At 68.6% G+C, this 13,792-nt stretch carries 14 protein-coding genes; 9 read left to right on the top strand and 5 right to left on the bottom strand.

All coding sequences use genetic code 11. The features are described 5' to 3' along the window. Window positions 1-49: 49 nt before the first annotated feature. Window positions 50-2,710 carry an ATP-dependent chaperone ClpB gene (clpB, locus tag AX669_RS01690; RefSeq protein ID WP_040014867.1) on the bottom strand — a complete coding sequence of 887 codons (2,661 nt, stop codon included), beginning with the start codon at window positions 2,708-2,710 and terminating at the stop codon, window positions 50-52. Window positions 2,711-2,982: 272 nt separating this feature from the next. On the opposite strand from clpB, the gene AX669_RS13170 reads away from it, so the two are divergent. From AX669_RS13170 to AX669_RS01700, 3 genes are all read left to right on the top strand, one after another. Then, a complete protein-coding gene (locus AX669_RS13170; RefSeq protein ID WP_156444886.1) occupies window positions 2,983-3,228 on the top strand; it encodes a hypothetical protein in 246 nt (81 codons plus the stop codon). Then, window positions 3,225-3,695 (top strand): hypothetical protein, encoded by a 471-nt coding sequence (locus AX669_RS01695; protein ID WP_156444885.1) that lies wholly within the window; start codon window positions 3,225-3,227, stop codon window positions 3,693-3,695. The genes AX669_RS13170 and AX669_RS01695 overlap by 4 nt, the downstream gene beginning before the upstream one ends. A 152-nt stretch (window positions 3,696-3,847) precedes the next feature. Next, entirely contained in the window at window positions 3,848-5,686 is a 1,839-nt protein-coding gene (locus AX669_RS01700; protein WP_062256170.1) for an ABC transporter ATP-binding protein, read from the top strand. A gap of 9 nt (window positions 5,687-5,695) precedes the next feature. Here the strand turns inward: AX669_RS01700 and AX669_RS01705 are convergent, their stop codons facing one another. Further along, window positions 5,696-7,189, bottom strand: a complete 1,494-nt coding sequence (locus tag AX669_RS01705) for a neutral zinc metallopeptidase (RefSeq protein WP_050786555.1) — start codon at window positions 7,187-7,189, stop codon at window positions 5,696-5,698. Window positions 7,190-7,513: 324 nt separating this feature from the next. Here AX669_RS01705 and AX669_RS01710 point away from each other — a divergent pair, with 324 nt between their 5' ends. Together AX669_RS01710 and AX669_RS01715 are read left to right on the top strand one after the other, a co-directional pair. Beyond that, a complete protein-coding gene (locus tag AX669_RS01710; protein ID WP_040014825.1) occupies window positions 7,514-7,750 on the top strand; it encodes a hypothetical protein in 237 nt (78 codons plus the stop codon). Window positions 7,751-7,884: 134 nt separating this feature from the next. After that, window positions 7,885-8,190 carry a hypothetical protein gene (locus AX669_RS01715; RefSeq protein ID WP_006946294.1) on the top strand — a complete coding sequence of 102 codons (306 nt, stop codon included), beginning with the start codon at window positions 7,885-7,887 and terminating at the stop codon, window positions 8,188-8,190. A 130-nt stretch (window positions 8,191-8,320) separates the two neighbouring features. On the opposite strand, the gene AX669_RS01720 is transcribed toward AX669_RS01715, so the two are convergent. Then, the gene (locus AX669_RS01720) at window positions 8,321-8,947 is read right to left on the bottom strand and encodes a DUF2382 domain-containing protein (protein ID WP_040014826.1); all 627 of its coding nucleotides are present in this window, start codon (window positions 8,945-8,947) and stop codon (window positions 8,321-8,323) included. 326 nt (window positions 8,948-9,273) lie between these two features. Here AX669_RS01720 and AX669_RS01725 point away from each other — a divergent pair, with 326 nt between their 5' ends. Further along, a complete protein-coding gene (locus tag AX669_RS01725; RefSeq protein WP_040014869.1) occupies window positions 9,274-9,741 on the top strand; it encodes an SRPBCC domain-containing protein in 468 nt (155 codons plus the stop codon). Window positions 9,742-9,971: 230 nt separating this feature from the next. Here AX669_RS01725 and AX669_RS01730 read toward each other — a convergent pair whose 3' ends face one another. Beyond that, entirely contained in the window at window positions 9,972-10,253 is a 282-nt protein-coding gene (locus AX669_RS01730; RefSeq protein ID WP_006946280.1) for a hypothetical protein, read from the bottom strand. 152 nt (window positions 10,254-10,405) lie between these two features. Here AX669_RS01730 and AX669_RS01735 point away from each other — a divergent pair, with 152 nt between their 5' ends. Together AX669_RS01735 and AX669_RS01740 are read left to right on the top strand one after the other, a co-directional pair. Then, window positions 10,406-10,669 carry a hypothetical protein gene (locus AX669_RS01735; RefSeq protein ID WP_006946272.1) on the top strand — a complete coding sequence of 88 codons (264 nt, stop codon included), beginning with the start codon at window positions 10,406-10,408 and terminating at the stop codon, window positions 10,667-10,669. Window positions 10,670-10,885: 216 nt separating this feature from the next. Next, window positions 10,886-11,794 (top strand): SGNH/GDSL hydrolase family protein, encoded by a 909-nt coding sequence (locus AX669_RS01740; RefSeq protein ID WP_006946216.1) that lies wholly within the window; start codon window positions 10,886-10,888, stop codon window positions 11,792-11,794. 19 nt (window positions 11,795-11,813) lie between these two features. Here the strand turns inward: AX669_RS01740 and AX669_RS01745 are convergent, their stop codons facing one another. Next, window positions 11,814-12,416, bottom strand: coding sequence for a TetR/AcrR family transcriptional regulator (locus AX669_RS01745; protein ID WP_040014870.1), 603 nt, complete (start codon window positions 12,414-12,416; stop codon window positions 11,814-11,816). A gap of 213 nt (window positions 12,417-12,629) precedes the next feature. On the opposite strand from AX669_RS01745, the gene AX669_RS01750 reads away from it, so the two are divergent. Beyond that, a complete protein-coding gene (locus tag AX669_RS01750; RefSeq protein ID WP_062256168.1) occupies window positions 12,630-13,643 on the top strand; it encodes a zinc-binding dehydrogenase in 1,014 nt (337 codons plus the stop codon). Window positions 13,644-13,792: the final 149 nt, after the last annotated feature.

Raw genomic sequence — 13,792 nt, 5'->3', positions numbered from 1 at the left:
CCGGCCCGTTTCAGTGTGCGGTTCACTGCTCAGGCAGCTGTCGCGACGATCAGCTCTCGACGCCCGCGTCGGGCTCGACCCTCTCCGACACGATGCGCAGACCCGTCACCGGAGGCTCGACGCCCTCCGGTGCCGTGACGCCATCCGGCAGCTTCAGCGCCGCGCCACGTTCGACGTCAATCGTCACCTTCTCGCCGTCGAGCACCTCGCCGGCGAGGAGTGCACGAGCCAGACGGTCGCCGATCTCCTTCTGCACGAGGCGACGCAGCGGGCGCGCACCGTACGCCGGGTCGTACCCCGTCTCGGCGAGCCACTCGCGCGCGGCCGGCGTCACCTCGAGGGTGATGCGGCGATCGGCGAGCCGCTTGCTCAGCGACGCGACCTGCAGCTCGACGATGTGCGACAGCTCGTCCCGCGTCAGCGGGTCGAAGATGACGATCTCGTCGAGACGGTTGAGGAACTCGGGCTTGAACTGCGCGCGCACCGCACCCATGACAGCGCCATGCTTGGCCTCCGGCGCCATCGTCGGGTCGACGAGGAACTGGCTGCCCAGGTTCGACGTCATGACGAGGATGACGTTGCGGAAGTCGACCGTGCGGCCCTGCCCGTCCGTCAGGCGCCCGTCGTCGAGCACCTGCAGGAGGATGTCGAACGTCTCCGGGTGCGCCTTCTCGACCTCGTCGAGCAGCACGACCGAGTACGGGCGACGGCGCACAGCCTCGGTCAGCTGACCGCCCTCTTCGTACCCGACGTAGCCGGGAGGCGAACCGATGAGGCGCGCGACGGCGTGACGCTCGGAGTACTCCGACATGTCGATGCGCACCATGGCGCGCTCGTCGTCGAAGAGGAAGTCGGCGAGCGACTTCGCGAGCTCCGTCTTGCCCACACCCGTCGGGCCGAGGAACAGGAACGAACCGGTCGGACGATCGGGGTCGGCGATGCCGGAGCGCGAACGGCGCACGGCGTCACTGACAGCCTCGACCGCGGCCTTCTGACCGATGAGGCGCTCGCCGAGGAAGTCCTCCATGCGCAGCAGCTTCTCGGTCTCGCCCTCGAGCAGACGCCCGGCGGGGATGCCGGTCCAGCTGGCGATGACCTCGGCGATGTCGTCGGCGGTCACCTCGTCGGAGACCATCGGCGCCTCGCCGCCGGCCTTCGAGGACGTCGCCTCGGCTGCCTGCGCCTCGTCGAGCTGCTTCTCAAGAGCCGGGATGTCGCCGTAGAGCAACTTCGAGGCGTTGCCGTAGTCACCTTCGCGCTGCAGCTTCTCAGCCTGCGTGCGCAGGTCGTCGATCTGGGCCTTGAGATCACCGACCTTGTTGAGGCTGGCCTTCTCGGCCTCCCAACGCGCCGTCAGCGCGGCGAGCTGTTCCTCGGTGTCGGCGCGGTCGGCCCGCAGCTTCGCGAGTCGGTCGCGCGAGGCCGGGTCGGTCTCGCTCTCGAGGTGCAGTTCTTCCATGTTCATGCGGTCGACGCTGCGGCGTAGCTGGTCGATCTCGACGGGGCTCGAGTCGATCTCCATGCGCAGACGCGACGCGGCCTCGTCGATGAGGTCGATCGCCTTGTCGGGCAGCTGTCGGCTCGTGATGTAGCGGTCGCTCAACGTCGCAGCGGCGACGAGCGCCTGGTCGGCGATGGCGACCTTGTGGTGCGCCTCGTAGCGCTCCTTCAGGCCGCGCAGGATCGCGATCGTGTCCTCGACGCTCGGCTCACCGACGAACACCTGCTGGAAACGACGCTCCAGCGCCGGGTCCTTCTCGATGTTCTCGCGGTACTCGTCGAGCGTCGTCGCACCGACGAGACGCAGCTCGCCGCGCGCGAGCATCGGCTTGAGCATGTTGCCGGCGTCCATCGACGAGTCGCCGCCGGCACCCGCGCCGACGACGGTGTGGATCTCGTCGATGAACGTGACGATCTCGCCGTCGGAGTTCTTGATCTCCTCGAGGACGGCCTTGAGGCGCTCCTCGAACTCGCCGCGGTACTTCGCACCGGCGACCATCGCGCCGAGGTCGAGGGAGATGAGGCGCTTGTCGCGCAGGCTCTCCGGCACGTCCCCGGCGACGATGCGCTGCGCGAGACCCTCGACGACGGCCGTCTTGCCGACGCCGGGCTCACCGATGAGGACGGGGTTGTTCTTCGTGCGGCGGCTCAGCACCTGCACGACGCGACGGATCTCGCTGTCGCGGCCGATGACGGGGTCGAGCTTGCCCTCACGGGCGAGGGCCGTCAGGTCGGTGCCGAACTTCTCGAGCGCCTCGAACGTGCCCTCGGGCTCGGCGGAGGTGACCTTGCGGCCACCGCGCGTCGCGGGGATCGCCTGTTCGATCGCCTCCGCGTTCAGCGTGGAGAACTTGCCCGTGCGAGCGAGCGCGAGCAGCAGGTGGTCGGTCGAGGTGAACGCATCCCCCATGGCGCTCATGTCGCTGCGCGCCTTCTCGAGCACGTTGAGCAGCTCACGGCTCATGCCGGGCTGGCCCACGCTTGCACCCGAGCTGCTCGGGAACGTGCGCAGGTCGGCCTCGGCCTGCGCGATGACTGCCTGCGGAGTGGTGCCCGTCGCCTCGAGCAGCGGGCCGGTGGTCGTGTCGGTCTGTTCCGCGAGCGCCTTGAGGAGGTGCGCGGGCTCGATCGAGGGGTTGCCGGCCGACTGCGCGGCCGTCACGGCGGCGGAGAGGGCCTCCTGCGCCTTCGTTGTCAGTTGAATATCCACTGCTGACTCCTTGTCGTTGAACGTCTTCTTGCTGCAATGCACGACGTTCGCTGACGGGCCCGGTGGCTCGACAGCGACCTCACCTTCAGTATGGCTGGTCGCGCATCTTCCTGTCAGGTACAACCGCAACAAAGTTGCGCGTATTCCACTCAACTCACGGGTACACACGAAGCTCATGAGTGTGTCCACACGGACGGCCCTCGTTTGATGACGGCGACCTCGAATGCACAACTGAGTGTGCTCAAAAAACGTTTCATCGCCTGGGGATCCACATGACCACACCCATCTCACGCCGTTCCGTCGCCCGCGGGGCCGCCGGGAGCATCCCCGCCGTCACCGTTGCGGGCGCTGCCCCCGTGATGGCGGCATCCACCTGTGGCGCCCCCACACCTCGTGTCAGCGGCGGCGTCATCTACGACTGGGGTGATGTCAGCGCATCGACGACGAATCAATCGCTCAACGTCGGCGCCCCGACATGCGTCGACAACCTGCCCGCCGGCGTGACCGTTGCCAGGTGACCTACGACTACTGGCTCGGGCTGCGCAACGGCCAGACATCTTCCCGCCCTGGCATCTTCTGGGTCGGTGACACCACCTCCAACCGCCGAAGTTCCTGTGGCTCGTCCACCTGTTCCAACATGACCTACTCCTACGGCAGCGCGGGGTGGCAGCCGGTGACCAGCACCTCACGAAGCACGATCATCGCCCACCTCAATGGCACCCCCGCGAGCTGGAATCTTCACTTCGAGTGGCGCGCAGGAAGCGGGGCAGGCTCGTACAGCCTTGTCACGGGTACGACGTGCCGCAACTTCACCACCGGCCCTTCGGGTCGCTTCATCACGAACTACTCGAACGCCGTCGCCCCGCTCGGGTGCGGTGTGGCGCAGGGCGGACTCAGCTACGTACAGGACGTCACGGTCACGCTGCCCGACGGCACGACGCTGCCGTGCCAGGTCAAGTCGCTCGACGCATCGAACACGTGTTGACGACACCGCTGCGACGCCGAACGCACCGGCCGCTCCGACACCGCGGGCTGCACCTTCTTTCTCCGGGGCGGCCCGCGTCGTCGTGTCGGCCACCGGACACCGCGTCGCCGCGAGATTTCGGGGTTGTCGTCGCCGGGTGGCACGCTTCATCCGTGCGAAGCATCGGCAAGATCCTGTCCTCCACCCGCGCGCTGTGGCCGTCGTATCTCGCGATCGTCGTCAGCTCGGTTCTCATCACGGCGACGTCGCTCGTCATGCCGTTCATCATCTCGGGTGCGACGGACGAGGTGGTCTCCGTCGTCAAGACGGGCGCGAACCCGTCGGGGCACGTCACGACCATCATGTGGTTCGCGGTGGCCCTGCTCGTGGCCGACCTCGCGAACACGGCGATCAGCAACATCGGCGGGTACATCGGCGACGTGACGGCGGTGCGGCTGCGCCGCATCCTGTCGACGCGCTACTTCGAGAAGCTGCTGACGCTGCCGCAGAGCTACTTCGACCGTGAGCTGACGGGCAGGATCATCAACCGCCTCTCGCGGAACATCTCGGAGACGACACAGTTCCTCAACTCGTTCGCGAACAACTTCCTGCCGATGCTGCTGACGACGTTCGCGGTGCTCGTCATCTCCGCCATCTACTCGTGGCCGCTCGCGCTGCTGCTGCTCATCGTCTTCCCCGTCTTCATGTACCTGACGACGCTGACGAGCAAGAAGTGGCAGGTGCTCGAGGGCGAGAAGAACAGCCAGTTCGACATCGCCGGCGGACGTTTTGCCGAGGTCGTCGGGCAGATCCGCGTCGTCAAGAGCTTCGGTCAGGAGCGCCGCGAGCTCACGTCGTTCGACGAGCGGTACGCGAGCACCGTCGCGACGACGCGCGAGCAGTCGCGCTACTGGCACCTCATGGATGGCGCGCGACGCGGCGCCCTCAACGTCATCTTCTTCGGCGTCTACTCGATCATCTTCGTGCAGACCGTCGAGGGGCACTTCTCCATCGGTGACATGGTGCTGCTCATCCAACTCGTCAACATGGCGCGTCAGCCCGTCATGATGATGAGCTACCTCATTGACTCGGGCCAGCGGGCCGTCGCCGGCAGCCGCGACTACTTCCGCGTCCTCGAAGAACGACCAGAGCGGGAGGGCCTCGACCTGCTCGGCGACGCCGACACCGCGCCGGGTGCGACGATCGACGCCGCGCGGGCGCGCGCCGCCGCATGCACCGGGTCCGTCATCGAGTTCGATCACGCCTCGTTCGGCTACGACGCCGACCGGGACGTGCTGAAGGACATCACGCTGGCCGTCGAACGGGGTGAACATGTCGCGTTCGTCGGCGAGTCCGGCGGCGGCAAGACGACGCTCATCAGCCTCCTGCTCGGGCTGTACACGGTGCATGACGGGCACCTGCGCGTCTTCGGCCGTGACACCGCCGAGACGCCGCTCGACGAGCTGCGCAGCGACTTCGGCGTCGTGTTCCAGGACGCGTCGCTGTTCAGCGGCACGATTCGCGAGAACATCGCCTACGGCCACCCCGAGGCCACCGACGAGGAGATCCGGGCCGTGGCCGAACGCGCCAACGCCGACGTGTTCATCCGCCAGTTCCCCGACGGCTACGACACGACGATCGGCGAACGCGGCCTCAAGCTGTCCGGCGGCCAGAAGCAGCGCATCGCCGTGGCGCGAGCGATGCTCAAGGACGCGCCGATCCTCATCCTCGACGAGGCGACGAGCGCGCTCGACACCAAGTCGGAGCGACTCGTGCAGGCCGGCCTCGACGAGCTCATGGAGGGCCGCACGTCCCTCATCATCGCCCACCGCCTGTCGACGATCAGCGCCGTCGACCGCATCGTCACCCTGCGCGACGGACGCATCGACGAGGTCGGCCCGCCCGCTGAGCTCGCCACCTCCGGCGGCATCTACGCCGAGTTGCTCGCCCTGCAGGCGTCGGGGTCGAAGCGCGACAAGAAGCGCCTCAAGGCCTACGACATCGCCGGGTGAGCACCGCCGTCAGGACACCTTGGCGCCGGCGCAGCCCTTCGGCCCGTCGAGCGCACCCTTGCGGTAGGCGCGGATGAGGTCGAAACCGTCGGAGCCACCGACCATGAGCAGTGCCTGGATGGCTTCGTCGAGGTCGCCAGGCGACATCGTGAACGAGCTGGTCTGCGGACGGTTGTGCAGGATGACGTCGGCGGAGTAGGCACCCGCGTAGCAGACGCCGCGATCGGCGGCGTCGTCGCCGAGCGGCTTGCCCGAGCGGCTCAGGGCCGCCTTGCCGTACTGCGCGGCCAGGAGCACGATTGGGCCGAAGTCGCCTGTCTCCCGGTAGATCTCACGCGTGACGTCGTCGTTCCACCCGATCGAGTCGTCGCTCGGGCAGTAGTACGCGACGGCGTCCGTCACCGTCTCGTCGCCGCACGTGGCCGGCTTCCTCGTCGCGAACGGCGTCAGCTTGCCCATCGGCTTCCACTGCTGACCGTTCGTCACCTGGGGGTAGGTGTGCTCCCAGTAGTCGTCGAGGTCGTAGGCGCCGCTCTGCATCGCCGACTCGTACGGCAGGTTCCCGCCGCTCGCAGCGTCCGTGTAGCTCGTGAACGGCAGCTCGGTGACGACGGGCTCCTCGCTCGTGTACGCCTTGCACGCCTTCAGGCCGTCGTCGTAGCCCGTCTGGAAGGAGTTGACGCGGTCGAAGCCGTTGCCGTGCGCCTGTTCGGAGCGCGGGTCCTCACCCACCGGGTCCTTCACCGCGAGGATTGCGGCGGCGGCCTGCGTCGGCGTCTCCGACGAGGCGGCGACGACCTTGTCGTCGATCGCGTGATGGAGCCAGGCGCCGGCGAAGCAGTCGGCCTGCAGCTCCTGCACGACGGGTTTGCCGCGGTAGCCGAAACGGTGCTGCACCGCGTGCCCGAACTCGTGCGCCATGATGACCTGCGGCGCGATGTCGCCGTAGGCGCTGCGCATGTCGGTGAGCAGGCCCGTCGAATCCCAGGCGATCGCCCCGTCCTCGTAGCAGTAGTAGGCATTTCCGGTGACGTCCCCGCAGACCGACGGTGAACGGCGTCCCGCCTTGGTGTCGACGGAGTAGTAGGCCTTGATGGGTGTGAACGCCGAGCCGTAGACCGCTGGCAGCTGCCGACCCCAGTAGCGTTCGAGGTCCGCGACGGCGGCCGTCGCGAGCTTCGCGGCGTCGCTGCGCCGGTCGCCTCGCACGACGACCTTCGACACATCGATGGGCTGGCTCGAGGTGGACGCCTGCGATCCGGGGGTGCTCGCGGACGGCGACGACGCGGCGCCGGTGTGTCCCGAGGTGGTGGCCGAGGCGGGCGCCGAGGTGGGCGCCGAGGAGCCACCGGTCGTGGCGCTCGTGCACCCCGTCACGGCAAGCGCGGCCGCGACGGTGACGACCGTGCCCCGCATGATGCGGCCGCGCGCGGCTGCGCTTCGCCGTGACGCCGCGTCGGTGCCCGGCAGATCGGCGCGTTTGGTCGCGCGTCGTGATGTCATCCCCATGGAGCCACCCTCCTGTGTCCGGCGCGCCTCTCGCGCGCGTCGGCAGCCACCCGATGGCCGGCCGATGCGTCGAGGTTAGCGCGGGGCGGAGAGCCTCCGCGACAGGATCGGATGCGCGTGTGGAGGGTGCTCACCAGCGCCGCCTCGCCCCTGAGCGGCCTCAGAGAACACTCTGGACGGCCGGTCAATTTCCTCTGATGACCCCGCCGCACCGTCGTCCCAGGCACCGCGTGGAGCATCCCCGCCGTCACGATCGCCGCGGCGAGCCCGTCCGGCACAGCCTCGAACACCGCACGCAGCCCTGAGAGCAGGGCGACCATGGATCTCGCCTTCGCCGACCTGCCGACGAAGCAGGGCTCGCTGACGGTCAACTTCTACCAGTTGGTCCTGAGCGCCAATGGATTCGAGGGCGAATCCTGGCTCAACCTGCGCAACGACAGCGACGTCCCCCTGCGCTTCGCGGCCGACCACCCCCTGGCGCCGCGCGTCGACGTCGTCGGGCGCACCGGACCCAAGGACACCGAGCGGGCGGGGACCTGGCCGTCCACCTCGTAGCACACCATCACGCGCGGTGGCTTCGACAAGACGACGGGAACCCTCACCTACACCTGGACGTTCGTCGGCACTGTCCCGCTTGTGGCAAGGGCGACAACGAGGCGGACTTCTGATTCCACTGACAGGACGGCTTCATGTTCACCGGCCGCATCACGAACGGGATCCGCATCACCCCGTTGATGCCCAACACGCCCCTGCCGCCCACCCTCGAGCCCATCGCCCTCACGTCCGGGCAGGGCGCTGCGTGCCAGAACTACTACGACGCCAAGGTCGCGGAGTACAACCGATTGGCCCGCACCATTGCCTCATACGCGGACGGTTCCAAGAACAGCGGCAGCTCCGATCGTCATCGCGACCAGAGCGTCGCGCTCGGGCAGACGGTCGCCTCCAGCGTCATCGGCGACTTCCGCCCGGCGGGTGCCGTCGACGGTATCTACTGACGGCTCGGCTCGGCCGGAACGTCAGGAGGGCGGTACCCGATCGGGTACCGCCCTCCTGACGCTGCACTGGGCGCCCACGGAGGCGCTGCTCAGCAGCTTGCCCGGCACGTCATCGCGTGGGGGAAGGTCGTCACGCGCGCGCCGAACCGCCCTCACCACGTGGGTCGCGCACGTCGTCGACCTCGTCGACCTCGACGACCTCGCGCTGCACCGGCTCGGTGACGGTGACGTTCTCCTTCGTCGCACTGATGCCGAGGTGCAGCCGTTCGACGGCGTAGATCCGCGTCGAGAGCACGGGGCGCTCCTCGTGCAGCACGATGACGCCGTCCTCGTCGCGCCGGTCGGCGTCACGCGTGTGCGTGCCCTCTGCGGCTTCGACGTCGTACACCTCACCCTCGGCATGCGTGTGCTCGCCCAGCGCCGAACCGCCGTCGAGGTTCTCGATGCGCGGCTGCCACGTCGAGGCGGGGACGTCGACGGCTTCCTCGCTGCCGTCGTCGTACACGCGCACGACATCGACGACCTCGCGGCGCACGGGGACGGTGATCGTCACCTCTTCGACGACGACACGCTTGCGCACCTCGACGCGCCCGGCCTCGGCGCGCTCGACACCCGCGACGAGACGCTCCTCGTGCAGGACGACGCCCGCTTCGTCGGCGCCCACGCCATCGCGACGCATTCCGGCAGCCTGTTGACGCGTGTCCTGCTCGTAGGCCTCGGCGTCGAAGGGACGCTCGTCAGGGCGGTTCTTCGTCATCTGCAGACTCCTTCGTGGGGTGAGCGCGGCACCCCGCTGCGCCCGTGATCGGTTGGGGGCCATGGCGGCCCCGTTCGACGATCACGCTACCCGAGCGCCCGTCACGGCGCGATGCTCTCTCGGGGTGAGCCAGGCGCTCACCGGGAGGGCGCGGCTGCCGTCCAGGTGCACGCGCCACGTGCGTGATTCGACAACGGCGCCCGATGGCCCTCAGCCTGCCGCCGCCCCTTCGCCGCGAGCGCGCCCGCCCACACACGTCGCCCGCATCGACGCCGAAACGCCCTGGACGCCTTGCGAAGACGCGCGCCGTGAGCCAAGGTGAAGACATGACTGACGAGAAAAAGATCATCGTGACCCGCACCATCGAGGCCCCGGCGCAGGACATCTTCAACGTCCTCACCAACCCGGCCGAGCACGTCAAGCTCGACGGCTCGGGCTTCATCCGCAGCGTCGACCACGGAGACCGCATCCAGAAGGTCGGCCAGGTGTTCACCATGAACATGGTCGGTGAGCACATGGGGGGCGAATACCAGACCGACAACCACGTCACCGGGTACGCCGATGACAAGCTCGTCGCGTGGCAGACGGCGCCCGCCGGCACCGAGCCCAAGGGCTGGGAGTGGATGTACGAGCTCGAGGCCCACGGCCCGAAGGAGACCGCCGTAACCCTGACGTACGACTGGAGCAAGGTCACCGACAAGGAACTGCTCAAGAAGGTGCACTTCCCCCTCGTCGAGAAGCACGCCCTCGAGGAGTCGCTCGCGAAGCTCGAAGAGCGCGCCACGTCGAACTGACGCCCGTTCATCGGTGAGGCCCCATTCCCGCGCGGGAATGGGGCCTCACCGATGCTGGGAGCAACTAGTCCGATGTGCCGGTCGACGGCGGCAACGCGTCGGTGAGGTCGCGCAGTCGCCACCCGGCGCGTCTCTTGGCCCGTCAGCACGCCCGACGGCGTTTAGCTCAACGCGTCAGCACGACCGGCGGCGCGACGTGCGTCGCGTCAGCTCTTCCGACGCCGCGTCGCTCAGCGCGTCGGCAGCTGCGCGGGGTTGGGGTCGAGCCAGCCGTCATGCTCCTTGGCGAGCGCGTCGAAACGCTCGGTGAGGGCCTGCGCGACGGCCGAGGCAGGATCGTCGACGGTGTCCTGCTTGACGTAGACGCCCCACTCGTGATCCTCGTCGTCCTCCTCACCCGCCAGCGCCTCACGCACGACGCGCACGTCGGTGAAGTCACCCGATTCGAGCAGGTCGTCCGCGATCTCCTCGGCGACGTCACGCTCGGGAAACAACATGAGGTACTCGGTCATGGGCACTACTGTGCCAAGGAAACCTGGGGATTGTCATCGTCGCCGCGCCCACGCGAGGCGGTAGATTGGCGACTCGAGTGGGGCGGCTCGAGTCAGACGACTCCAGTCGAGCGGCTCGAGTCAAGCGCGTGGATCGAATGTGAGGAATCGTCATGGTGTGGGCCCTCGTCGTCGCCGTCGTCCTGCTCCTGCTCATCGGGTGGAGCAACCTGACGCTGCAGAAGCAGGTGCGTCACCTGCAGGAGGAGATCACCGATCTGCGTGCGGGCCAGGATCTGTCCGAGCGCGTCAGCTACCTCGTGCACAAGGGTCGCGAGATCGAGGCCATCGCGATGTATCGCAGCGCGACGGGCCTCGGCCTGCTCGAGAGCAAGAACGCCGTCGAGGTCATCGCCAAGAACAACCCCCAGCTCTGACGTGCCGCTGGCGCCCCTGCCGCCGGCGTCAGAGCGCGTCAAGCCGCGTCAGGTCACTCTTCTCGTGGCCCGCTCCTCACCTGCGATCTACGTCCACGTGCGCGATTCTTGGTCATATCGACGAATGTGGACGGGAATCGCAGATGGGACAGGAAGCGCAGATGGTCACGGCGTCTCGTCGATAGCTGCTCGTCCACCTGAGTTCACCCAGGCTTCATGCCCCGGATCACCCACGGCCAGCCGGACGCCGACATCGGGCCACGCGAACGACCTACCGTCAGCCCGATGAAGGGACGTTACGTAGCGGTCGGAGACTCGTTCACCGAGGGCGTCGGTGACGCGAACCTCATGTACCCCAACGGCGTGCGCGGGTGGGCCGATCGTATGGCCCGCCAGATGGGGCGCGTGGACGCGACGTGGGAGTACGCGAACTTCGCCATCCGCAGCAAGCGTCTCGACGAGATCGTCGACGAGCAGTTCGACGCCGCCCTCGCGCTCGAACCGACGCTCATCTCGTTCTACGCCGGCGGCAACGACATCCTCGCCGTCCGCTCCGACATGCCCGCCATCATGGAGCGTTACGAGGCCGCGCTGCAGCGCCTCGTCGGATCGGGCGCGGAGGTGCTGCTGTTCACGACGTTCGACGTGAAGATCTCGACGGCGCTCGAGCCGCTGCGGCGGCGCATCGTCTTCTACAACGACGCCGTGCGCGAACTGGCCCGCCAGTACGGCTGCCTGCTCGTCGATCACACCCAGTTTCGCGAGTTCGACGACCCGCGCATGTGGGCGTTCGACCGCATCCACATGAGCCGGCTCGGGCACAAGCACCTCGCCGCCTACGTGCTCGCCGAACTCGGCATCCCCCACACGCTCAAACTGCCGGAGCTGCCTCCGTTCGAGGCGCCGCACTGGCGCGAGAGCATCCGCACCGAGAGCCGATGGCTCGCCACCGAGGTGATCCCTCTCTTCCGGCGCCGCATCAACGGCGTCCGTGAGGGCGACACGCTCCCCCCGAAGTGGCCCGAACCGATCCGCCCCGCGGACGGCATGAAGCGACTGGCCCGTGCGCGCGCGGGCGACGCCGTCGAGGTCAGGGCACGCGCAGGTGAACGCCACGCCGGCTGAGCGCCCGCGTTACGGGCGATCAGACGCCCGCGCCGCGCACCGCGACGTCGACGAGATCCCCGAGGCGGCGCGCCACGGATTCGACCTCGGCGCGCCCGGTACGCGTGCGGTTCAGCTCGAGCACCCCACCGGAGACGATGAGGCCCGCGGCGACGACGCTGCGCTCCGCGTCACCCCCCGCTGCGACGAGCAGCCCCGCGATGGCGTCCTCGAGACCGGCGACCAGCGCGACGACCTTCTCGCGATACGGCCCGGGCGCACCGAACAGCACCTCCCGTCCGACGACCATCGCGTTCTCGGGGTAGTCACGGGCCTGCTGCGCGAACGGTTCGAGCAGACGCAGGACGTGCTCGCGCACCCCACCGTCACCGGCGTCGTCGGGCAGGTGATCGTCGACGAGATCACGCCACTCGTGTTCGACGACCATCATGAGCAGTTCCGCCTTCGTCGGGGCGTACTGGAACACGGTGCCGGCGGCGACGTTGGCGCGCTTGGCCACCTCGGCCGTCGTCATGCGCTCGTACCCCACCTCACCGAGCAGGCTCTCGGCAGCCGCGAGGATGCGGGCCTGCTTGTCAGCCTTGTTGCGCGCGCGACGACCCTGCTGGTCCGAGCCGCTCACGACGGGACGTCGGCAGGTCACGACCGTGGCGTCAGGCGTACCCGGCGTGGGGGCCGGCCTCGTCGGGGCCGTCGAACCGGCCGACGGTGCCGCGGAGGCGGCCGTGGCGCTGAGGGGAAGCGACATGGATCGAAACATTACCCGGGCCGAAAGGCCCTGGTGGCGCCGCAAAAAATGAGTACAGTCAAAAATATCGGAAACGAAGGAGACACCATGGACACCATGAAGGCCGCACGCCTCGACGTCACGCACCACACCCTGAACGTCGAGGAGGTACCCGTCCCGACGCCAGGGCCGGGCCAAGCCGTCATCGAGGTGAAGGCGGCGGGCGTCTGCCTGTCGGACGTGCACCTGCTCGAAGGGCTCATCGCGCCGCAGTTCCTCGACAGCGAGAAGGTGACGCTCGGTCACGAGGTCGCGGGCGTCGTCACCGCCCTCGGTGACGGCGTGCCGACACTGCCCGGCATCGAGGTGGGCAGCCGCGTCCTGCTGCAGGCCGGCCACCGCCTCCCGAACGGCCGCATCCTGACGCGCGGCGTCGACTACGACGGCGGGTACGCCGAATACGCCCTCGCGCAGGCCGAGACGCTCGTCCCGATCCCCGACGACCTCCCGTTCGAGCAGGCCGCCATCATCCCCGACGCCGTCTCGACGCCGTGGGCAGCCATCCAGACGAGCGGGCGCGTGCGCGCCGGCGAGGCCGTCGGCGTCTGGGGCCTCGGCGGGCTGGGCATTCACGCCGTGCAGTTGCTGCGTCTCATCGGCGCCTCCCCCATCGTCGCGATCGACCCGCTCGAGGCCGCCCGCGAACGGGCGCTCGCCGTCGGCGCCGACGTGGCGTGCGCCCCTGAAGACGCGGAGGACGCCATCCGTCAGCTCTCGCCCCGCGGTCTCGACGTCGCGTTCGACTTCGCGGGCGTGGCCCCCGTGCGGGCCCAGGCGATGGCCTCCCTCGCGCCGCAGGGACGTCTCGTCATCGTCGGCCTCGCCGGGCGGCCCATCGAGATTCCGTCCGACACCGCATTCGCCTACAAGCAGCTGACGCTGCGCGGCCACTACGGCAGCGAGGGAACGGACGTCCACCAGCTCGTCGCGTTGACCCGCACGAAGCGGCTCGACCTGTCCGCGTCGATCAGCGGGGTCTTCCCGCTCGAGGAAGCGCCCGAAGTGCTCGAGCGGCTCACGCGCAAGGACGGCAACCCGATCCGTTTCATCCTGCATCCCTGACGGCGCACGCAGCCGTCCCCTCACCCATCGTCCCGCGCGATGATCTCGCGCACCCGACCTCGAGGAGGTCCCATGTACTACAGCAGTGGAAACTACGAAGCCTTCGCCCGTCCCCGCCCGCCGAAGGACGCCGCGAGCAAGCACGCCTG

Origin of the sequence: Dermacoccus sp. CCH2-D9, from assembly GCF_001556795.1 — a bacterium.
Lineage (GTDB): Bacteria > Actinomycetota > Actinomycetes > Actinomycetales > Dermatophilaceae > Dermacoccus > Dermacoccus nishinomiyaensis.
This window is presented reverse-complemented; position numbering and strand designations above follow the sequence as displayed.